This is a genomic window from Nocardia pseudovaccinii NBRC 100343 (assembly GCF_001613225.1).
GTDB lineage: Bacteria > Actinomycetota > Actinomycetes > Mycobacteriales > Mycobacteriaceae > Nocardia > Nocardia pseudovaccinii.
Genome location: NZ_BDBY01000134.1, coordinates 1 through 20,106, shown reverse-complemented (window position 1 = coordinate 20,106; position 20,106 = coordinate 1). Strand labels below are relative to the sequence as shown.

The 20,106-nt window shown below is 66.3% G+C and carries 22 protein-coding genes; 15 read left to right on the top strand and 7 right to left on the bottom strand.

What is annotated here, in order from left to right; all coding sequences use genetic code 11:
• On the bottom strand, positions 1–549 hold a 549-nt coding region (locus NP3_RS16050; RefSeq protein ID WP_063042117.1), incomplete at its 3' end, for a TetR/AcrR family transcriptional regulator C-terminal domain-containing protein.
• A gap of 105 nt (positions 550–654) precedes the next feature.
• Between NP3_RS16050 and bioB the strand changes: the two genes are divergently transcribed.
• The 4 genes from bioB (at position 655) to NP3_RS16030 (ending at position 3,278) form a co-directional block, all read left to right on the top strand.
• On the top strand, positions 655–1,668 hold the full coding sequence (gene bioB, locus NP3_RS16045; protein ID WP_063042115.1) for a biotin synthase BioB: 1,014 nt from the start codon (positions 655–657) through the stop codon (positions 1,666–1,668).
• Between the two features lie 37 nt (positions 1,669–1,705).
• Complete coding sequence (bsaP, locus tag NP3_RS16040; protein WP_174566222.1) at positions 1,706–1,921, top strand: biotin synthase auxiliary protein BsaP; 216 nt, start codon at positions 1,706–1,708, stop codon at positions 1,919–1,921.
• Between the two features lie 2 nt (positions 1,922–1,923).
• Positions 1,924–2,652, top strand: a complete 729-nt coding sequence (locus NP3_RS16035) for a DUF2567 domain-containing protein (RefSeq protein WP_245720961.1) — start codon at positions 1,924–1,926, stop codon at positions 2,650–2,652.
• A gap of 92 nt (positions 2,653–2,744) precedes the next feature.
• Positions 2,745–3,278, top strand: a complete 534-nt coding sequence (locus NP3_RS16030) for a DUF1353 domain-containing protein (RefSeq protein WP_063042112.1) — start codon at positions 2,745–2,747, stop codon at positions 3,276–3,278.
• A 461-nt stretch (positions 3,279–3,739) separates the two neighbouring features.
• Here NP3_RS16030 and NP3_RS16025 read toward each other — a convergent pair whose 3' ends face one another.
• On the bottom strand, positions 3,740–3,946 hold the full coding sequence (locus tag NP3_RS16025; RefSeq protein WP_157124345.1) for a DUF397 domain-containing protein: 207 nt from the start codon (positions 3,944–3,946) through the stop codon (positions 3,740–3,742).
• Positions 3,936–4,841, bottom strand: coding sequence for a helix-turn-helix domain-containing protein (locus NP3_RS16020; protein WP_063042110.1), 906 nt, complete (start codon positions 4,839–4,841; stop codon positions 3,936–3,938). Before NP3_RS16020 ends, NP3_RS16025 begins: the two co-directional genes overlap by 11 nt.
• 297 nt (positions 4,842–5,138) lie before the next feature.
• Here NP3_RS16020 and NP3_RS16015 point away from each other — a divergent pair, with 297 nt between their 5' ends.
• The 3 genes from NP3_RS16015 (at position 5,139) to NP3_RS50425 (ending at position 6,365) form a co-directional block, all read left to right on the top strand.
• Positions 5,139–5,324, top strand: a complete 186-nt coding sequence (locus tag NP3_RS16015; protein WP_063042109.1) for a hypothetical protein — start codon at positions 5,139–5,141, stop codon at positions 5,322–5,324.
• Positions 5,324–5,608 (top strand): hypothetical protein, encoded by a 285-nt coding sequence (locus NP3_RS16010; RefSeq protein WP_063042107.1) that lies wholly within the window; start codon positions 5,324–5,326, stop codon positions 5,606–5,608. Before NP3_RS16015 ends, NP3_RS16010 begins: the two co-directional genes overlap by 1 nt.
• Before the next feature lie 247 nt (positions 5,609–5,855).
• Positions 5,856–6,365, top strand: coding sequence for a hypothetical protein (locus NP3_RS50425; protein WP_245720960.1), 510 nt, complete (start codon positions 5,856–5,858; stop codon positions 6,363–6,365).
• Positions 6,366–7,057: 692 nt separating this feature from the next.
• On the opposite strand, the gene NP3_RS15995 is transcribed toward NP3_RS50425, so the two are convergent.
• Positions 7,058–7,816 (bottom strand): NUDIX hydrolase, encoded by a 759-nt coding sequence (locus NP3_RS15995; RefSeq protein WP_063042103.1) that lies wholly within the window; start codon positions 7,814–7,816, stop codon positions 7,058–7,060.
• Positions 7,817–7,908: 92 nt separating this feature from the next.
• Here NP3_RS15995 and nadA point away from each other — a divergent pair, with 92 nt between their 5' ends.
• The 3 genes from nadA to nadC all read left to right on the top strand — a co-directional run bounded on the left by nadA (position 7,909) and on the right by nadC (position 11,883).
• Positions 7,909–8,952, top strand: coding sequence for a quinolinate synthase NadA (gene nadA, locus NP3_RS15990; RefSeq protein WP_063042102.1), 1,044 nt, complete (start codon positions 7,909–7,911; stop codon positions 8,950–8,952).
• A 185-nt stretch (positions 8,953–9,137) separates the two neighbouring features.
• Complete coding sequence (locus NP3_RS15985; RefSeq protein WP_063042100.1) at positions 9,138–10,880, top strand: L-aspartate oxidase; 1,743 nt, start codon at positions 9,138–9,140, stop codon at positions 10,878–10,880.
• Positions 10,881–11,022: 142 nt separating this feature from the next.
• A complete protein-coding gene (gene nadC, locus NP3_RS15980; RefSeq protein ID WP_063042098.1) occupies positions 11,023–11,883 on the top strand; it encodes a carboxylating nicotinate-nucleotide diphosphorylase in 861 nt (286 codons plus the stop codon).
• Between the two features lie 3 nt (positions 11,884–11,886).
• On the opposite strand, the gene NP3_RS15975 is transcribed toward nadC, so the two are convergent.
• The 3 genes from NP3_RS15975 to NP3_RS15965 form a co-directional block, all read right to left on the bottom strand.
• Complete coding sequence (locus NP3_RS15975; protein ID WP_063042096.1) at positions 11,887–13,065, bottom strand: winged helix DNA-binding domain-containing protein; 1,179 nt, start codon at positions 13,063–13,065, stop codon at positions 11,887–11,889.
• A gap of 16 nt (positions 13,066–13,081) precedes the next feature.
• A complete protein-coding gene (locus NP3_RS15970) occupies positions 13,082–13,576 on the bottom strand; it encodes a tellurite resistance TerB family protein (protein ID WP_245720959.1) in 495 nt (164 codons plus the stop codon).
• A gap of 111 nt (positions 13,577–13,687) precedes the next feature.
• A complete protein-coding gene (locus NP3_RS15965) occupies positions 13,688–14,023 on the bottom strand; it encodes an ArsR/SmtB family transcription factor (protein WP_063042095.1) in 336 nt (111 codons plus the stop codon).
• Positions 14,024–14,130: 107 nt separating this feature from the next.
• Between NP3_RS15965 and NP3_RS15960 the strand changes: the two genes are divergently transcribed.
• From NP3_RS15960 to NP3_RS15940, 5 genes are all read left to right on the top strand, one after another.
• The gene (locus NP3_RS15960; protein WP_063042094.1) at positions 14,131–15,342 is read left to right on the top strand and encodes an MFS transporter; all 1,212 of its coding nucleotides are present in this window, start codon (positions 14,131–14,133) and stop codon (positions 15,340–15,342) included.
• Positions 15,343–15,362: 20 nt separating this feature from the next.
• Positions 15,363–16,358: an alpha/beta hydrolase family protein gene (locus tag NP3_RS15955; RefSeq protein WP_063042093.1), complete on the top strand. Its 996-nt coding sequence runs from the start codon at positions 15,363–15,365 to the stop codon at positions 16,356–16,358.
• A 60-nt stretch (positions 16,359–16,418) separates the two neighbouring features.
• Complete coding sequence (locus tag NP3_RS15950; RefSeq protein ID WP_063042092.1) at positions 16,419–17,276, top strand: arylamine N-acetyltransferase family protein; 858 nt, start codon at positions 16,419–16,421, stop codon at positions 17,274–17,276.
• 57 nt (positions 17,277–17,333) lie between these two features.
• Positions 17,334–19,076 (top strand): penicillin-binding transpeptidase domain-containing protein, encoded by a 1,743-nt coding sequence (locus NP3_RS15945; protein WP_063042091.1) that lies wholly within the window; start codon positions 17,334–17,336, stop codon positions 19,074–19,076.
• Positions 19,077–19,191: 115 nt separating this feature from the next.
• On the top strand, positions 19,192–20,106 hold a 915-nt coding region (locus tag NP3_RS15940), incomplete at its 3' end, for a serine/threonine-protein kinase (RefSeq protein WP_245720958.1).

Below are 20,106 nucleotides of genomic sequence, written 5' to 3'. Positions count from 1 at the left end.
GCCGACGAACAGTTGCAGTCCGAAGTCGAAACGCGCTGTCGCGTCCGGGGTTTCGTTGAGCGGTGAGGCGTCGTCGGTGAGCGCACCGGCCGAATCCATCTGCATTCTGGACTGTTCGTCCACGGTTTGTCCGAGCACGTAGTACAGCAGCGTGTACGCCGCGAGTTCCGCTTCCGGCCGTGGCATCCCGCCCCGGATCGCGGCGCCGACGAGCCGTTCCCGGCCCTTGCTCGTGGTGAGCCGGGAGGCATAGGTCGCCGAGACCAATTCGGCGCCGTCGCGATAGGCGAGCAGGCAACCGCGCAATCGGTGTGCCAATTCGGTGATCTGGCCCGACCAGTCCTCGGCCTCGATCGGATCCTCCATCGGGGCCAGAATCCGGTCGGCGACCGCGCCGAGCAGCGCCTGCTTATTGGGGAAGTGCCAGTACAGCGCACCGGGCTGGACCTGGAGTGAACCGGCGAGCCTGCGCATGGTCAGGTCGGCGAGACCGTACTGGTCGAGAATGGCGATGGCGCCGTCGACCACGTCCGCGCGGTGCAGCTGCACGCTGTTTCCTTCCCCGAGGTGCTTTGACTCACTTGTTACCGCTACCCTAGCCTGAACACCGTTCAAGTTGCACGGCCACCTCGGCCGAACGAAGGGATTCGTGCAGTGACCCAGGCACCCGTCCAAACCGACATTCTGGCGACCGCCCGCGAGCAGGTGCTCGAGCGCGGCGAAGGCCTGACGCAGGAGCAGACCCTCGAGGTGCTCCGGCTCGGCGACGACCGGCTGGAGGAACTGCTCGCCCTCGCGCACGACGTGCGCATGAAGTGGTGCGGTCCCGAGGTCGAGGTCGAGGGCATCATCAGCCTCAAGACCGGCGGTTGCCCCGAGGACTGCCACTTCTGCTCGCAGTCGGGCCTGTTCCAGTCGCCGGTGCGCGCCGCCTGGCTCGATATCCCCAGCCTGGTCGAAGCCGCCAAGCAGACCGCCAAGACCGGTGCCACCGAGTTCTGCATCGTCGCGGCCGTGCGCGGTCCGGACGAGCGGCTGATGGCGCAGGTCGCGGCCGGTGTCGAGGCCATCCGCAACGAGGTCGACATCCAGGTCGCGTGTTCGCTCGGCATGCTCACCCAGGAGCAGGTCGACCAGCTCGCCGCCATGGGCGTGCACCGCTACAACCACAACCTGGAGACCTCCCGTTCGCACTTCCCGAACGTCGTCACCACGCACACCTGGGAAGAGCGCTGGGACACGCTGCGCATGGTGCGCGCGGCCGGTATGGAGGTCTGCTGCGGCGGCATCCTCGGCATGGGCGAAACCCTGGAGCAGCGTGCGGAATTCGCGGCGAACCTGGCCGAGCTCGAGCCGGACGAGGTACCCCTGAACTTCCTCAACCCGCGTCCCGGCACCCCGTTCGGCGACCTCGAGGTGCTGCCCGCCGCCGACGCACTGCGTGCCGTCGCCGCATTCCGGCTCGCGCTGCCGCGCACCATCCTGCGCTTCGCGGGCGGTCGCGAGATCACCCTCGGCGACCTCGGCGCCAAGCAGGGCATCCTCGGTGGTATCAACGCCGTCATCGTCGGCAACTACCTGACCACCCTCGGTCGGCCCGCCGAAGCGGACCTTGATCTGCTCGGTGAGCTGAAGATGCCGATCAAGGCGCTCAACGAAACACTCTGAATCGGTCACGAAAGAGGCTGGCGCCGTGAGTACTGTCATGGATATGGACGAGCGCTACAACCCGTTCACCGGCAAACGCATCGTGCCGGGGCTCGACGATACGGTCCCGGCCGCCGCGGCACTGGGACTGGAGCCGCCGCGCTTCTGTGAGCAGTGCGGTCGGCGCATGATCGTGCAGGTCAGCCCGGACGGCTGGTGGGCGAAATGCTCGCGGCACGGCGTGCTGGATTCGAAGAATCTGGAACACCGCTAGTGGTGGCCGAATACGGCGACGTCGTCACCGAGCCGACGGGATCGGCCCGGATGACGGGCGTGCGGCGTGAGCTGCGGGCGTCCGCGCTGATCGCGGTCGGGGTGGTGCTGCTCGGCGTGCTCGGCGGTGTGGTGTGGGCCTTCGTGGCACCAACCGAGCAGTATCTGGTGGTCAAGGCGCGCGCAGGCGAGGTACCGGCCAAGGGTGCGGCCCTGACCGGGGAGAGTGTGCACCAGTTCGACGCGCTGGCGATCTTCGTCTGCATCGGCGCGGTGCTGGGTGTGCTGACGGCGATCGGCGCATGGCGTTGGCGTCGCGTGCGCGGACCGCTGCTGCAATTGGGGCTGCTGATCGGTTCCGGCGCAGGCGCTTACGTGATGTCGAAGGTCGGCGAGCAGATAATGCAGTGGCAACATCCGATGCCCTACGACCCCGCGGTCGGCCAGATCGTACGGCTGCCGGTGGACGTCGGCAGTTGGCTGGCGCTGCTCGTGCAACCGCTGCTCGCCTCGCTGATCGTGCTGTTCCTCGCTGCGCTCAGTCCGACAGAGGATCTCGGCACCGGCTTCAGCGGACCCCTCGGCGATTCGCGGCCATACTCCACCGCGGCAAGCGGATTCGCGTCCGTCGACAATGCCGATTCGTATCGTGGCGCTGCGAACGGCGGGCCGGTGCCCTACGGTGTGCCGTATGGCGGCTTCGGACCGCCCGGTTCGGATCGCGCGCGCTGACGTTATCCGAACCGTTGCCCACGCGGCGGCACAGACGCACCAGAACGGCCTAGAATTGTAGGACACGCTGTGCGTTCAGAGAGGAACGGATCGTGGCGTTCGTCGGTAGCGGACCAGTGGTCGAAGAACTCGACGCGAAATTCTGGCGGGTCGTCGAGCCGCTCGTCTATCACGGTGCCACACAGGAATTCGTCATCCCAGCGGGCTTCCGCACCGACTTCGCGTCGGTGCCACGGGCATTGGTCTGGCTGATACCCCGCTACGGCGCCTACACCCGCGCCGCCATCCTGCACGACTATTTGCGGAGCTCGCACGAGGTGAGCACCGCCGACGCGGACGGCCTGTTCCGCCGCTGCCTGCACGAGTTCAACGTATCGGTACCGCGCCGGTGGATGATGTGGGCCGCAGTGCGTTCGGGGAGCGGACTGCGCGGCGCCACTCTCGGTGATATCGCACGCTTTCTGCTCGTCGCGATCCCCTCGATACTGTTCCTGGCGATCCCGGTCGTCGTGGTGCAGGTATTCCTGTGGCTGTTCTGGTTGGTGGAGTTGGTGTTCTGGACTGTGGCACGCATCGGACAGCGCACCGCCGCCCCACCACCACAACCGCAGATGAAGACCGCCTGACCGTCCGGTCCGGAACTCTCTTCCAGCAGCTCAACCTGCGTATTCGCATGTCCTGATCAAGGCTCGCGCTCGCGATCGTCTTAATCTCATTGCACGCCAGGGGGTGTCGCTCCCGCTATCGGAACGTGCAAGAGGACAGATGGAATCACGTCTGCGACCGTCGCCGAGAACCGTTTTCGCACAACAATTCGCCGCGCTGTTCGAGGCCGCGGGCAATCCGACGTTGCGTCGGGTAGCGGTTGTCGCGGAGGCGTGGATGCGGGCACCCGGACAGAAGGGCGGCGCATCGGTTCAGCGCATCAGCAATTGGAAGGCGGGCCGCAAAGTGCCCGCCGAATTCGAATCCTGCCGGGGACGCTGTATTGACGCGTCACGGGCTTGCCGTAAGCCGTTTCTTTGGTGTTCCCTAGAACATGAGAAGCCCGGCACCAAATCCAACGGTGCCGGGCTTTGTTGTGTTCTCAGGGGCGCTCGAATTCGCCACCGTTCACGCCAGCGGTGAAGGCGTCCCACTCACCGGGGGTGAAGACCAGTGCCGGGCCGGTCGGATTCTTGGAGTCGCGCACGCCGACCATGTCCCCATCGAGGAAGGCGACCTCAACGCATTCGCTCCCCCCGGAACTGTGGCTGGACTTGAACCACTTCGCCCCGGTCAGGTCAGTTTTCACGCTCATACTCCCTTGCTATCTCTCTCACTAGGTCTCTGCTCGGGCGATCATCCAGCGTCGCTGCCAGCAGGCTACGGAACGTCTGACGACACCTACGCACGTCGTCCATGCCTTCAAGGTAGACGTCTCCGGTGAAGCTCTCGGCAAACACTATGGTCGGCTCGACCGGCTTGCCCCTGCTGTCCTTGGGAAACGTCATGATGATGAACTGCGACACCACGATGCCGGTGGGAAAGCCTGCACGGAACGGCAAGACTCGCACCTGGACGTTTTCGCGGGTGCTCAGGTCCGCGATGTGGCGCAACTGGGCAGCCATTACGCGCGGCCCGCCGACGATGGTACGCAACACATTCTCATGCAGGATGACCAAGAGTTGCACCGGCTGACGCTGGCGCGTGACGCTGTGCTGCCGCTGTATTCGGAGCGCTACGCGACGTTCCAGTTCGTCATCCGAATCGTTCGGAAAGTACTGCTTATCAAGGGTTCTCGCGTAATCCGCGGTTTGCAGGATGCCAGGCACGATCAGCGGCTGGAAGATCGCCAATTCGCTAGCGCCCCCTTCCAACCCGACGTACGTATTGAACTTCGCTGCGATGACGTCACCATAGCTTCGCCACCACGAACGGGCTGGGGTCTGCTCGGCCAGTTGTTTAGCCGCATCGGCCTTCTCTTGATCGAGGCCGTACACCTCACACAGCCCCAAAACATCACGGACTCTGACCTTTTCGGTCAATCCACGTTCCAGACGGCTCAGCGTGGACTTGTTCCACTCCATGAGCGTGGCGGCCCGTTCCATAGTGAGCCCGGCACCCTCACGCGCATCTTTCAGGTACCGGCCGAGCTGCCTGCGTGGCAAGGTGCTGCCTACTGCCTCTGACTCGTCGTCATCGGTCACGTCTCCCCCTCTCGTTGCATTCCAAGGTATTTGCGTGTTGCAGAGTGCGACGATCATAGATGGCGTTGTACAACGCGACCAGGTGTTTCAGACCAGTTTTCCCAAGTCATTATGTTGGTATGCACCCGCCTCAGCACTTGACACACCCTGGACGCGCACCCAGAACCGGGAAAGGCTCCAGCTATCCGCCGCCGCAGTCTGCTAGGGCACACCGGCAAGCGCACATGGAGCGCGCTGGCTAGTGGCGATCTCTCCGCCCCGGTTCTGGGTGCCTCCAACAGCTTTGGAAGGCCGACCATGGATCACCTTCTCGACCACAACCCGCGCGCCGAGATGACCCGCGAACTCGCGCACCAAGTTATGCAGCAGCACATCGGCTGCCCGATCACGCTGTGCGCGATCAAGTTGCAAGCCAAGACGTTTCTTGTCCACACCAAACGGCTTGTGCCGCAGTCGACTCCGCGCACACGCTTCGGGTTCTGATGATGTCTCCGGATGAGCTGACCCGGCTGGCGGAGGAGTTGCGGAAGCTGCCGCCGCGCGACCCGGAACCCGACGATGTCCCGTCGTCTTGGCTCCAACGCGACGACGGGACATGGTCGGCCGTCTACCCGGACGGAATGGTCGGCGAACCATTCTCATTCGCACAAATGCTCGCTATTCGCGGCGAAGATATAGGCGAAGTCCTCGAATCGCTGACATCTGCTGGGCTGATAGCAGGCGCTCAGATGACTGGCGCGGAGTTATTCGAAGGCCGTCAAGAGTAATCCAGCGGCACCCTCGACGCCCCGATGAATCAATACAGGATCTGCACACATTTCGTGACTCGCCCTATGGGATCACACACTCGCTCACCAGGATTCGCTTCCACATCAGATCACGTACCGCGTTGTTGGTCGGCTGATCACGTGGAATCGGCGGCGGCATCGGCCGAGAGAGTGCCGCCGTCAGTTCCACGTGATCGCTTGTCCAGTAGTGTTTCGCGGGCGGACCGCAGCGGCCGATGATCACGGAATGTGTGCCAGAGTCTCAATACATGCGGTATCCGCTCGCCACAACGGTGCCAGTTGGGCGGAAGTCGGCATTCTGCCCCGCGGGTGCGTTCCTGATGACCGCGAGCGGGCCGGGTGGCATCCGATATGGGATCTGGACCTTCAGCACGCCGTGGACCGCATCTGCGATGTCATCCCGTGGAGTGCCGACTCCGCGGGCGTGGCGGGACCATGCGCCGCAGCTCTCGGTACGCACCGCCGTGCGGGTGAAAAATCGGTGGTGGCGGTGCTGGGGGCGCGGATACCGTTGGCGCACATGGTCGAGCATGGGAAGGAGGTGGCGATGAGCGAGGATGTGCTGACCAGGCATGGGCAGAGGGTGCTGGTTCCGGAGGTGGAGAAGTCGGAGCGGGCGGATCTGGTGGCGTGGCGGCGGCGGGATGCGTTGCGCCGGTCCAGTGCTGCGCAGCCGATTCCCAGTGCGCGGCGGTATCGGCGGAAGGCGAAGCATAAGGGGCGGGAGCGGGATTGATGTCGCGACCCGTGTGACCCCGTTTTCACCTGCGAAGGCATGTGGAGACGGGGTCTTTCTGTTATTGGCGGGAACAGGGATCAGGCGAGCCGATGCCCCTCGGAGTCCGATTCCGGCAGTGCGCATCCGGTGAGCAACCGGTTTGTGACAATGTCGTCGAACAGCCACGAAAGTAGTTCTGCCACAGGGCTTTCACTGTGCACTGGCACGAGCATTCATCCGCTCCGAAACGATGAAAAGGCGACCGGCTTCCGGTCCGGATAACTCGTATCCGACTGTGACCAGCCATATTCGGCGACTCTGCCCAGCATCCCGTACCGGTCGGAGCGATCGCTGCCTACGGTGTGAGTTGTTCGAAGCGCGGAGCTGGATTTCGGTCTCGACTCCGCGAATCACCAGAAGGATTCAGCGATTCGGAGGGGAGAGCAATGCCCTGGATATCGGCGGCAGTGGAGTCGGCATTCCCATGCCTCTGGCCGGTGTGCTTTTTGAGCTCCGGGCACCTGGGGGTGCCCGGCGGGCTGTCCGAGTAGAAGGGGAGTGCCCTGGTCGATGGTGACCAGGGCGCGCTCGGATGCCGTGGCCCCTATGGCAGTGGCCACGGCACAGTCCATTTCGAGCTCGGCGATCGCTTCGGGGGAGCGGTCGCCGAACTGGGCAGGGGCGATCGTGGGGCAGGCGATCGCGGGAGGTCAGGTGGGTGGGCGCAGTGCGGCGAATTCGTCGGTGACTCGGATTTCGGAGTCGGTGAACCGATAGACCGCCGCGGGACGCCCACCCGCCCGGCCGGGGGATGCGGTCGCGCCGGTCGGCGTGATCACCTTGCGGCGGGTGAGAACTCGCTGCAGATTCGTCGTGTCGACCTCGTAACCGAGCGCGGCGCAGTAGATTTCGCGCAGCGTGGACATGGTGAATCGCTCAGGTGCCAGCGCGAAGGCGATATTGGTGTAGGAGAGCTTCGCGGCGAGCCGGGTGCGCGCGTGTTCGACGACCGTGCCGTGATCGAACGACATGCGCGGCAGCTGGGAAACCGGATGCCACGTGGTGTCCGAGGGCAGCTGCGGGTCCGCGGTCAGCGGCACCAGCCCCAGATAGGCCGAGGCGATCCGCCGTGGTGTGGGCACCCGGTCCGGATTGCTGAATACCGACAGCTGCTCCAGATGCGCAAGCTCGCGCACATCGACCTTCTCGGCGAGCTGGCGACGGGCCGAGACATTGAGATCTTCGTCGTCGCGCAGCCGTCCGCCGGGTAGCGACCAGGTGCCCTTCTGCGGGTCGAGTGCCCGCTCCCACAGCAGCACCGCGAGTTCGGTCCGCTGACCGGGCGGACATGGCCGAATCAGCTCATCTGTCATGCGCGCAGGGCTGCTACCTGCGGTGATGTCGTCGGGGAAGCGCCGAACCTGGAACACCGCGGTGAGTGTTTCGTGGATGGTGCTACTATGGGCCACGTTTTCGATTATAAGTCGAAAACCTGGTTTGGTGCGAATCGGCTGGCATGTGAAAAGGCACAAGGGCCGAGCGCACGAGGAGAGGAGCCATCATGGCGACGACGGGTGTGAAGCTGGCGCCCCCGCTGATGGGACAGGTAGTCGACGGTCCGACCGGATTCTCCGGTGTCGAGGCCACACCGGAGTGGGCGGCCGAGGTCAAGCGCCTCGCCAGGGAGCGCAACGCGACGATTCTCGCGCACAACTACCAGTTGCCCGAGATCCAGGATGTGGCCGACCATGTCGGTGACTCGCTGGCGCTGTCCCGCATCGCGGCCGAGGCGCCCGAGGACACCATCGTGTTCTGCGGTGTGCACTTCATGGCCGAGACGGCCAAGATCCTCAGCCCCGAGAAGACCGTGCTCATTCCGGACCAGCGGGCGGGCTGTTCCCTGGCCGATTCCATCACCGCCGACGAATTGCGGGCCTGGAAGGCCGAATTCCCGAATGCGGTGGTCGTCTCGTATGTGAACACCACGGCCGCGGTGAAGGCGCTCACCGATATCTGCTGCACCTCCTCGAATGCTGTCGATGTGGTCGCATCCATCGATCCCGGCCGCGAGGTGCTGTTCCTGCCGGATCAGTTCCTCGGCGCGCACGTCAAGCGGGTGACCGGCCGCGAGAATATGCACATCTGGGCGGGCGAATGCCACGTACACGCCGGGATCAACGGCGACGAGCTGACCGAGCAGGCCCGCACCCACCCGGATTCCGAACTGTTCGTGCACCCCGAATGCGGTTGTGCCACTTCGGCGTTGTACCTCGCGGGCGAGGGCTCGTTCCCGGCCGACCGGGTGCACATTCTGTCGACCGGCGGGATGATCGACGCCGCAAAGGCCGCGAAGTCGAATCAGGTCCTGGTGGCCACCGAGGTCGGCATGCTGCACCAGCTGCGCAAGGCCGCCCCCGGCATCGACTTCCAGGCCGTGAACGATCGCGCGTCCTGCAAGTACATGAAGATGATCACCCCGGCGGCGCTGCTGCGCTCGCTCGTGGAGAACACCGACGAGGTGCACGTCGACCTGGAAACCGCCGCGCTGGCCCGCAATTCGGTGCAGCGCATGATCGAAATCGGCAACCCGGGCGGTGGCGAATGAACGGCCGCGAACGGAGCGCGACTTGCGCGCTCGTCCGGAGTGGCGGTGCGGAATGATCGCCGGGGTGGTCGGTAGCGATATCGCTGCCGACCAGGTCGAGATGGGGCGAGGCGCATGAGCGAGCGAACAATCGACACAGCCGCCATGGCGGTCATGACGGAGCCGAGCGCGAGCGAGGCGCAGGCATGAGCTCCGCGCCGCGGATCGACTGGGAGGCCGCCGCCGATCTGGTCGTGATCGGCGGGGGCGTCGCCGGGTTGACCGCGGCACGAACGGCATCGCTGCGCGGGTTGCGGGTGCTCATCCTCAGCAAGGGCGGCCCGACGGATACCGCAACCCAGTACGCCCAAGGTGGCATTGCCGTCGTCGCGCCGCATGAGGATTCGGTGGAATCGCACATGCGCGACACAGTAGAGGCGGGTGCCGGACTGTGTGACGAGACGGCGGTGCGGTCGATTGTCGAAGGCGGTCAGGCCGCCGTCGCCGCACTGACCGATCTGGGTGCGGTCTTCGATCTCGCTCGGGACGGCCAGATCTCGCGCACCCGCGAGGGCGGTCATAGCACGCGACGGATCATCCACGCCGGAGGTGACGCCACCGGTGCCGAGGTGCAGCGCGCGTTGAACGCGGCCGGGCTGCCGGTCCTGTTCGGTGCCGCGGCACTCGAAGTCGTCACCGGGCGGACCGGTGTGCAGGGTGTGATCGCGGTGTCGGAGAACGGATTCGGGGTCGTGCACGCACCGGCGGTGCTGCTGGCCACGGGCGGCCTCGGTCAGCTGTACGCGCTGAGTACGAATCCGCCGGGCGCGACCGCCGACGGCATCGCGCTGGCGCTCTGGGCTGGCGCGACGGTGGCCGATCTCGAATTCGTGCAGTTCCATCCGACGGTGCTCTACACCCCCGGCGGACTCGGCAGACGCCCGTTGATCAGCGAGGCGGTCCGCGGCGAAGGCGCGATACTCGTCGATTCCGAAGGGAATTCGGTGACCGCGGGTGTGCACCCACGCGGTGATCTGGCACCGCGCGATGTGGTGTCGCGTGCGATCGCCGCACGGATGCGCGCCCTCGGCACCGATCACGTTTATCTCGACGCCCGAGCGATCGGCAGCTTCCCGCAACGGTTCCCGACGATCACCGCATCCTGCCTGGCCGCCGGGATCGACCCGCATGCCGATCTCATTCCGGTCGCACCTGCCGCGCACTATCAATGCGGCGGGGTCGTGACCGACACCCACGGCCGGACCGCGGTTCCCGGTCTGTATGCCGCGGGTGAGGTGGCGCGTACCGGACTGCACGGTGCCAACCGCCTGGCCTCGAACAGTCTGCTCGAGGGGCTTGTGGTCGGTGAACGGGCCGGGGTGGCCGCCGCCGAACGTCTCGGCGAGGAAGCGCACGTGACGGATGTGTCCTTCCACACCATTCCGCGCGCCGCCCGAGCCTTGGTGCAGCAGTCGATGACCTCGCATGCCTCTGTGGTTCGCGATGCCGCCGGGCTGGCCGAGGCTGCCGTTCGGTTGCGAGATGCGGTGTCGCACAGTGCGGCGAGTCGCTTGCGTGCCGAGTTGGCCACTGCCAAACAGCGATTGACGGGTGCGGCGATCGAGCTCTCGGCGCTGAACAGCAGCGGTGCGGTGAGCACCGGTGCGGCGTCGCACGACACCGAAGACCTCAACGGTGCGGCTGCGGCACAACGCATCACCGCGTTCGAAGACGCGGCCCTCACCCTCACCGCCCAGGTGCTCCTGCTCTCCGCGGCAGCCCGCGCCGAAAGCCGCGGCTCGCACACCCGCTCCGACCACCCGACCCCCGACGATCACCAACGCCGCAGTCGCGCGGTACGTCTTGGCCCCGAAGGCCATCCGGTCCCGGCCCCCGACGGCCTCGACCTCGCCGACTGGACCCAAGACGCCATCCCCAGCGCGTCATGAGCCCCGATCTGGCTGGTGTGGCAAAGCCCGACAAGAGGTCACCGTTTCGGCGGGCGGCGGAACGAAGTGCAAGCGGCACGATCACCCGGCGATTCGAGAATCGCTCGCGAGCGACGCGGGCAGTACGACGAGGAGTGCACTGATGGGACTGGATACCGGCCTGGATCGTGACGAGGTGCTGGCTCTGATTCGCACCGCACTGGATGAGGATCTGCGCTACGGCCCCGATATCACCACGGCGGCAACGGTTCCCGCCGATGCTGCGGTGAAGGCGTCGGTGGTTTCGCGCCAGCCGGGCACGGTGGCGGGGCTCGATATCGGCCTGCTCGTGCTCGACGAGGTGATCGGTGCGGGCAACTACGAAATCACCGACCGGGTCGCCGACGGCACCCGGGTCGAGCCGGGCCGGTCGGTGCTGGGGCTGGTCGCGCCGACCCGCGGCCTGCTCACCGCCGAACGCACCATGCTCAACCTGGTCTGCCACCTGTCCGGCATCGCGACCGCCACCGCCGCCTGGGTCGACGAGGTCGCGGGCACCGACTGCCGCATCCGCGACAGCCGCAAAACCCTGCCCGGCCTGCGTGCCCTGCAGAAATACGCGGTCCGCGTCGGCGGTGGCGTCAACCACCGCATGGGCCTCGGCGATGCCGCCCTGATCAAGGATAATCACGTGGTAGCCGCGGGTTCGGTGGTCGCCGCCCTCCGCGCGGTGCGCGAGCTCGCCCCCGATATCGCCTGCGAGGTCGAAGTGGACAGCCTCGAACAACTGGACGCCGTCCTGGCCGAAAACGTCGAACTGGTCCTGCTCGACAACTTCCCCCTCTGGCAAACCCAAGCCGCCGTCCAACGGCGCAACGCCCAGGCCCCCACCACCAAACTCGAATCCTCCGGCGGTCTGACCCTCACCGACGCTGCCGACTACGCCCGCACCGGCGTCGACTACCTGGCCGTCGGCGCACTGACCCACTCGGTGCGCGTCCTCGACCTCGGCTTGGACATGTAACCGTCAGACGGTGAGTTCGCGTTCCAACGGCGTGCGGAAGCGAGGAATGGCGCGAACTTCGCCGTACCAGGCGGTGATGCGGGCGGCTTCGGCTTCGATGCGAGATTCCGCTTCGGAGCCGATGTCTTCCAGCAGGCGGTAGACGATTTCGCCGTCTTTGCGCTGGGCCCAGCCGCCGACTATGCGCCCGTTCCACCAGATGGTGGGACCGACGTTTCCGTTGCGGTCGAAGAGATTTGAAGCGTGAGGGCCGAGGTACCAGTCGCGAGACTGCCAGCCCATGGGGGTCGGGTCGAGTGCGGGGAGCAGGGCAGCCCAGGGTTCGGACTCGGGGGTCGGGTCCTGGTCGTCGGCGAGTAGCAGACCGGTGGTGCCGTCGAGATCGACCTCCACCACATCGAGTTGGCCGAGGGCCTTGCGAACCTCCGCGAGTGTCCAGCCGGTCCACCACTTGATATCGGTGATCGGCGCGGGCCCGAAGGCATAGAGCCACTGCCGGACGAGTTCGGCGCGTGCCGCATCGGCGGGCATGGCCGCAACACCCTGCGGCAGCCAGGTTTCTATCGGCGCCCAGGTGTATTGGCTGCTCGTCCAACTCCCGTTCGGCCGACCGCGCACGATGCGCCCCTCGACACCGAGGATCACGAGCACCCAGGTGGTAATGCTGGTGGGGCGCGAATATGCCTTGTCCGGAGCGGGATTCACCTGCGTGCGCAGGCGGGGCACGTCCTTGCTCAGCTGCGCGCCGGTCGCCGCCCCGCGCGCCAAGAGCGCTTTGTGCGTTTCGTCTTCGACATCGGCCAGCCACGCGCGCACATCCCCGTCGACCACACCGGCCTGCTCGATGAACCTGCCGTAGGTGCGACGTTGCTTCTCCGCCAACGCATCCGCGCACGACGCCTGCAATACCGGCAACAACTCGACCGGTGCGATGAACATCGTGCGCCGCATCGCCAGCAGGCGCAGCAGCGTCCGATCGTCGTACAGCGCCTTCTCGACATGTGCGGGCTCAGCGGTGAGACTGCGCGCGCCCACTGACAGGTACACGGTCGCTGGATCGGTCGCATGCAGGACGACGAGGGATCGGACGATATCGGCAACGTCATCGGTGCGACACGCTGGTGTCAGCCGATGCCGCTGTGCCAGCCGGGCCCGCCGCTCCGCCGCATCAATCGAACGCATATGCGAATACTAGCGGTCAGATGCCGAACTGCTGCGGATCCACCCCCAGCGCCTGGCAGGCCTCCCGTACCGCCGCGATCTCGTTCTGATCGAAATTCCCGTCCGCATTGCCGATCATGATGCCGATCTGGACGACCGCATGCGCCTCGGTCGGCTTCCCCGCCGCCTTGCCGATCTGCTGCAGCACATGTGCCCGCCCGAATGCCGGATCGCCGACCAGCCGATTGCAGTTGTCCTCGAACAGGTCACGCAATTCATCGGTCGGGAAGTTCTGCAGCACCGGATCGGAGCCGATGAGTCCGGCCACCCGCATGCGCTCGGCGGGATCGATGGTGCCGTCGGCCGCCGCGACGAGTGCGCACATGCCCATGCTCGCGTCCCGGAACGAACCGCCGCGCAGCTCGTTCTTCTTGGCCAGCAACTGCGCTCGCCACTGCGGGGCCTTGTCCATCAGATCCATCAGGCGACCGATATTGGTCGCATTGCTGATGAGACGGTTCAAGAAGGCCATGGAAACTCCCCGGAACGAGGTTCGGACGACAGACGGGCCCGAACTCTGGATCGACATCGCGCACGGTAGCAGAACCCACCGGGACACGCCTGCCCCCGAAACACCGCCGAATTACGTCGGCTGCCAGGCGCGCACCAGATCGAGCAACCCCGGAAAACGGGCGTCCAGATCTTCGACCCGCACCCGGCTGCGGCGCTCCAGTCCGTACTGCCGCTGCCGGGTGACACCGGCCTCGCGCAGCACCCGGAAATGGTGCGTCAGTGTCGATTTCGGCCGATCGATATCGAACCAGCCGCACGAGCGATCGGCCTCGGGGGATTCGAGCAGCAGTTTCCGCACCATGCTCAGCCGCAGTGGATCGCTGAGCACGCCGAGCACATCCTCCAGCCGCAGTTCGGCACGTTGCGGCTCGGGCAGCGTGGTCGCGACGGTGTCGGTCGATGGCATCGGCTCTCCTGCGAATCGCGAATTTCTTAGTTCGACTTATATCGTACTAGGTGTTAAGTTCGATCTCCGTCGTACCGGTACGAGAATTTTCGAACTAGGAGGTTGAGGTGGCGACACTAACGGCGAAATCGGAAGCCGAGGTACGGCGCGACGGCGCGGTGTGGCTGGCGGCGTGGCCCGTGCTCGCGGTCTTCGTGCTCTCGAATGCGCCGACCCCGCTGTATGTCGTGTGGCAGCACCGGATCGGCTTCTCCTCGGGCACGTTGACCGCTGTATTCGCCTGCTACATCGTCGGTTTGCTAGGTGCGCTGCTGGTCGCGGGTGTTGTCTCGGACCGCATCGGCCGCAGGCCCGTGCTGCTGCCCGCGGTGCTTCTCGCGATGCTCGCCTGCGTCCTGTTCGCCACCGCGAATTCGGTCGCGATGCTGGCGATCGCGCGCCTGCTCACCGGACTAGCGGTCGGCGCGGCCGTCTCGGCGGGGATGGCGGCGGTGACCGATATCGGCGGCCCGGAGCGCAAACGCCTTGCCGCACTTGCGGCCTCATCGGCCATGGTGCTCGGCGCGGGCTTCGGTCCGTTGCTGGCGGGTCTGCTGTCACAGCTCGTTCCCGGCCCGACGGTCACTATTTTCGTCGTCGAAATCGTCTTGCTTGCTACGGCTTTCGCGGTCGTCGCACGGCTCGACCTGCCCAAGGGCGCGCGCGGACGTGGCCCATGGATCCGCATCCCCGCGGTCGCACCGGGCGGACGCACAGCCGTGCTGCTCGGCATCGCGGTGTTCGCGCCGGGTATTACCGCGACATCATTCGTGCTCTCACTCGGCCCCTCGCTGCTGTCGAACCTCTTGGGCGCGACCAACCGCGTGCTTGCGGGCGGCCTGGCCTTCGTCATGTTCCTCGGCGCCACCGGCATCCAATTCGCGGTGCGGCGACTGTGTCTGCGCACGATCCTGCTCGGCGGTACAGCGGCCACCCTGCTCAGCATGATCACCCTGCTCGCGGCGCTGCGGCTGTCATCGATCGCGTTCTTCGCCGCCGCCGCGATCCTCGCGGGCATCGGCCAGGGCATGGGCCAGTTCGGCGGTCTCACGGCCATCAGCGCGAGCGTGCCCGCCGATCGGCTCGCCGAGGCCAATGCCGCCCAGAACGTCGGCGGATACCTGCCCGCCGCGGTACTTCCGCTGTCGGCCGGATTTCTCAGTGACGCAATCGGTTTGCCCGCGGGCGCGACCACCTTCGCCGGTATCGTCGGCGCGGCCGCGGTACTCGGCGCGGTTTTCGTCGCGACTCGCTCCGGCACCGCGACCGGACCGCGATAGCCGCATGTCATCATTCCAGCATGAGACACCTACTGCTGACGCTCGGCTGTGCGCTGTTCGCCGCGGTGTCGACGACAAGCCTTGTCGCACCACCCGTTTCGGCCGAGCCGGACTGCGCGGTCCGAGTGGACGTGCGACCGGTGACCCTGACAGTGGACGGCGAGGACGCCACCGGCCGGGTATACGAACCGCATCGCTGCGCGGCGGGTGATCCGACGCCGCGTGATCTGGTCGTCGCGGTCCATGGCCACGACGGCACCTCCGCCGACTACGCCGAATATCTGACCTCGATCGCCCGCCGCACCGCGACCCCCATCCTGTCCATGGACGCCCGCAGCGCGACCAGTGTCTGGCGGACCGGCGACTGGAATCTGTGGGCGGGTTGGCGCGATATCGTCACCGCCACCCAGTGGTACAAGAACGAGCATCCGACGATCGGCCGCACCGTGCTGTGGGGCTGGAGTCAGGGCGGCACCATGAGCGGACTCGCGGTGGCGCACGGTCCGCGGGGACTCTTCGACTACTGGGTCGACAATTACGGCCCCGCGGACGATTTCACCATGTGGCTCGCGTCGGCGGACGTCGATCCCGCACTGCCCGGCCAGATCGAACGCGATGCGGTCGGCTGCGCCCCGACGGTCTGCCCGCAGGCCTATGCCGAACGTTCGCCCGTTCTCCTTGCCGCACGGATGAGCATGAAACGCGCCTTCCTCATCCACGGCACCGGTGACGATGTGGTGCCCTACCCGGCGACCCTGGAAATGCGAGCCGGACTGCTCGCCGCGGGCAAACCCACCTCGATGTACACCATCGTCACCGGTCGCGATCTGAACGGGGCCGTGGTCCCCGGCGATCACAGCGTCGGTCCCGCGTACTTCGAGGGCGGCTGCGTGGTCGAGCGTCTGCTGCTCGGCACCGAACCCGTCGACGGACCCGACCGCGACTATCTGGTCGACGTTGCCCGCGGCATCGAGACCGCGCCCCCGGCCCCGCCGAACGCCAAATGCGCCGCCTAGGGAACACCTGTCGGTGCGGTGTGGTTCATTCGGACAGGACCGGATACAAGGAGAGGTGCAATGAAGCCGAATGACCCCGCTTACCACTGGAGTGGCGCGGAATTGGACCTCGACGCGTACTTGGCCCGCATCGGCTACACCGGCGACCGAACCCCGACGCTGGCCACCCTGCGCGCCCTCGTCCACGCGCACACCACCACGATCCCGTTCGAGAACCTGGAATCCATTCTCGGCCGCCCCGTGCCGCTGGATTTGGAATCCTTGCAGGACAAGATGATCCGGCACCGGCGCGGCGGCTACTGCTACGAGAACGTCGGCCTGTTCGCCGCGGCGCTGGAACGGCTCGGCTTCGGGGTGACCGGTCTCAGCGGCCGGGTCACCATGGGCGTGTCCGAGGGTCTGCGCCCGGCCACCCACGCCCTGCTGCGCGTCACCACCGGCGATGACGATCGCGTCTGGATCTGCGATGTCGGGTTCGGCTCCGGACCGCTCGCACCCTATGAACTGGTCGAGGGCGGTGAATTCAGCCTCGGCGACTGGCGCTTCCGGCTCGAACACACCACCGGCGAACTCGACAGCGATCTGTGGGTGCTGCACCAATTCGGCCGCGACGGCTGGATCGACCGCTACACCTTCACGCTGAACCCGCAGTACCGCATCGATTTCGCGGTCGGCAACCACTTCGTCTCCACCTCGCCGCGCTCACCGTTCACCGCCCGGCCGTTCGTGCAGCGCTTCCTCCCCGACGTCCATCACGTACTGGACAACCTCACCCTCATCACCGAATATCCGAACGGCTCCAGCGAAACCCGCGAACTCGAACTCGCCGAACTTCCGAAAATCCTCACCGAGGTCTTCGACATCGACCTGTCCGAACCCGATGCCAGCGCTCTCGCCCAGGGGCCCTGGCTCGCCTGAAATCCGCACCATGCGGGTTACCGAGGCTCGTTGCGGTCCGGCACTAGAGTCGGCCGGGTGCGTGCTTACCGGAATCTTCTCGTTCTGTTCGCAGCCTCCGCCCTCGCCCTGAGTGGTTGCAGCCCAGGGCGGGCCCAGCCCGACACCGTCGCCGGGCAGTTCGCCGATGCGCTCAGCCGCGACGACATCGCCGCGGCCGCCGCACTCACCGACGACCCGACCACCGCATCGGATGCGCTGGGCAAGCTCTACGACGGACTCGGCAAAGATGTGAAATACGAGGTTCGCAGCGCGGACAAGAACTCCTTCACCCTCGCCGCCACCTGGAAGTTCGGCAAGAACGAGTGGAGCTACACCACCAACGGTTCCGCAGGCGATTCCGGCGACGGCTGGAAGATCAAATGGGATCCCAATACCATCGCACCCGGTCTCGCCCTAGGCCCGCTGAGCTACGCCACCACCTATCCGAAGCCCGCGCGCATTCTGGAGTCATCGGGCGGTGAGTTGATGACCCAGCAGGTGGTCACCCTGGTGAACGTCGCTCCCGGTGCCGATACCGCCGCGCTCGCCGCGGTGCTCGCTCCCGTCGCCGCCGACATCACCGCACAGTCGCTGCAATCGGATCTGGCTGCGGCCCAGGGCAAGTCGATCACCGCGGTCACCCTTCGCGACGCTGATATCGCCCCGATCCAGACGGCGCTGGCCGCAGTCCCTGGCGTCACCCTCGCGCCGCAGACGCGCCTGCTCGCGACCGACAAATCCCTCGCGTCACCGGTGCTGTCCGGCCTCGCCGACCTGTGGCAGAGCTCAGCCGACGCTTCGGCAGGCTGGGCGGTGCGAGCGCAGACCGCCGACGGCACCGAACGCGTCGCCGGTCAGGATCCGAAACCCACGGCGGATATCGTGACCACACTCGACACCGATCTGCTGCGCTACGCGGAGAGCGCGTTGACGCCGATCACCCAGCCCGCCGCGATCGTCGCAATGCAACCCTCCACCGGAAAGGTGCTCGCCGTCGCGCAGAACGCGGCCGCCGACGCGCAGGGACCGATCGCGCTCACCGGCCTGTACCCGCCGGGTTCGACCTTCAAGACCGTCACGGTCTCGGCCGCTCTGCAATCCGGCGCTGTGACACCCGACACCGTGCTGCCGTGCCCGGCCACCGCGAATATCGAGGGCCGCCGCATCCCCAACGACAACAACTTCGACCTCGGCAATGTCCCGCTACACACGGCCTTCGCCCAGTCCTGCAACACCACCATGGGCCAGCTCGCGGCGAACCTCGCACCGAACGGCCTCACCGATGCCGCGGCACAACTCGGCCTCGGCATCGACTTCGTCACACCCGGTCTGACCACCGTCACCGGCAAGGTGCCGACCGCGGACACCCCGGCGCTGCGCGTCGAGTCCGGTATCGGCCAGGGCAAGGTGACGGCCTCACCGTTCGGTATGGCGCTGGTCGCCGCATCCATCGCGCGCGGATCGATGCCCCTGCCGATGGTCGTGAACGGGCAGCCCGGCGTGGCCGATCACATCCCGGCGCCGCTGCCGCCGACCACCGATGAGCAGCTGAAAACCATGATGCGCGAGACCATTACCGGCGGCACCGCCACCGCACTGCGCGATATACCGGGCCTGGTCGGCAAGACCGGCACCGCCGAGTACATCGATGACAAGCACGCCCACGGCTGGTTCGTCGGCATCGACGGTGACCTGGCCTTCGCCGTATTCGTCAGCGATGCGAACAGCTCGGGTCCGGCCGTGGAGGCCGCAGGCCGTATGCTGCGTGCAAGACATTGAGCGTCACTGTCGAATCAGCACGGCATCAGCGTTCGGCGCGTGTGGGCGGCGAATATACCCCCGCTGCCGCGTGCCGAGGATCGCGCCCCGCTACACTCGTCGGCGGAACGCGTTGATGGTCAATACGCGTGATGTCACGATTTCGAGAAGGTTCGGAGTAGGCGCCATCGATACCGGTCAATTGATCGCGGAGCACTACCGCCTGGTCGAGCGGATTGGTAGCGGCGGCACGGGTGTGGTTTGGCGTGCCGTCGACGAACGCCTGCAGCGCTCGGTCGCGGTGAAGCAGATCCACATCAAACCCAGCCTGCCCGAAGCCGAGCGCGACGTGGTGCGACAGCGCGCGATCCGCGAAGCCCGCAATGCGGCGCGGTTTCAGCATCCGAATGCGATCGTCGTTTTTGATATCACCGAGCACAACGGCGACCCGTGCCTGGTGATGGAATATCTGAAGTCGAAGAGTCTGGCGGGAGTGATCTCCGCGCAGGGGATGCTGCCGCTGACCCAGGTCGCGCGGATCGGCGAACAGGTCGCCGCGGCGCTCATCGCCGCACATCACGCCGGAATTGTGCACCGCGATGTCAAGCCGGGCAATATCCTGCTCGACGACACCGGCACGGTGAAGATCACCGACTTCGGCATCTCCCGCGCCACCGGTGACGTCACCCTCACCGAGACCGGTCTGATCTGCGGTACTGCCGCCTATCTCGCACCGGAGGTCGCGCGCGGCGCCGACCCGACCCCGGCCGCCGACGTATTCGCCTTGGGCGCAACGCTTTTCCATGCTCTCGAGGGCGAACCACCGTACGGTGCCAGCGCCAACCCGCTCGCCGTGCTCTACGCCGCGGCGAACGGCCAGGTGAGCGAACCTCGGCACGCTGGCCCCGCAACCGACTTCCTACTGGATCTGCTCAGCCCGGATCCCGCCGAGCGGCCGACCATGCGTGCGGCCCGCGAACATCTTTCCGCGCTCGCCGATTCCGGACCGGTGAGCGCCGGATTCGTCCCGGCCAGTGAGGCTTTCGGTCGG

Bases quoted from the DNA above. Each gene is read 5' to 3' on its own strand.
- bsaP (WP_174566222.1), top strand. From the start codon at position 1,706: ATGGATATGGACGAGCGCTACAACCCGTTCACCGGCAAACGCATCGTG.
- NP3_RS16015 (WP_063042109.1), top strand. From the start codon at position 5,139: ATGGATCACCTTCTCGACCACAACCCGCGCGCCGAGATGACCCGCGAA.
- NP3_RS16010 (WP_063042107.1), top strand. From the start codon at position 5,324: ATGATGTCTCCGGATGAGCTGACCCGGCTGGCGGAGGAGTTGCGGAAG.
- NP3_RS50425 (WP_245720960.1), top strand. From the start codon at position 5,856: ATGTGTGCCAGAGTCTCAATACATGCGGTATCCGCTCGCCACAACGGT.
- nadA (WP_063042102.1), top strand. From the start codon at position 7,909: ATGGCGACGACGGGTGTGAAGCTGGCGCCCCCGCTGATGGGACAGGTA.
- NP3_RS15985 (WP_063042100.1), top strand. From the start codon at position 9,138: ATGAGCTCCGCGCCGCGGATCGACTGGGAGGCCGCCGCCGATCTGGTC.
- nadC (WP_063042098.1), top strand. From the start codon at position 11,023: ATGGGACTGGATACCGGCCTGGATCGTGACGAGGTGCTGGCTCTGATT.
- NP3_RS15975 (WP_063042096.1), bottom strand. From the start codon at position 13,065: ATGCGTTCGATTGATGCGGCGGAGCGGCGGGCCCGGCTGGCACAGCGG.
- NP3_RS15970 (WP_245720959.1), bottom strand. From the start codon at position 13,576: ATGGCCTTCTTGAACCGTCTCATCAGCAATGCGACCAATATCGGTCGC.
- NP3_RS15965 (WP_063042095.1), bottom strand. From the start codon at position 14,023: ATGCCATCGACCGACACCGTCGCGACCACGCTGCCCGAGCCGCAACGT.
- NP3_RS15955 (WP_063042093.1), top strand. From the start codon at position 15,363: ATGAGACACCTACTGCTGACGCTCGGCTGTGCGCTGTTCGCCGCGGTG.
- NP3_RS15950 (WP_063042092.1), top strand. From the start codon at position 16,419: ATGAAGCCGAATGACCCCGCTTACCACTGGAGTGGCGCGGAATTGGAC.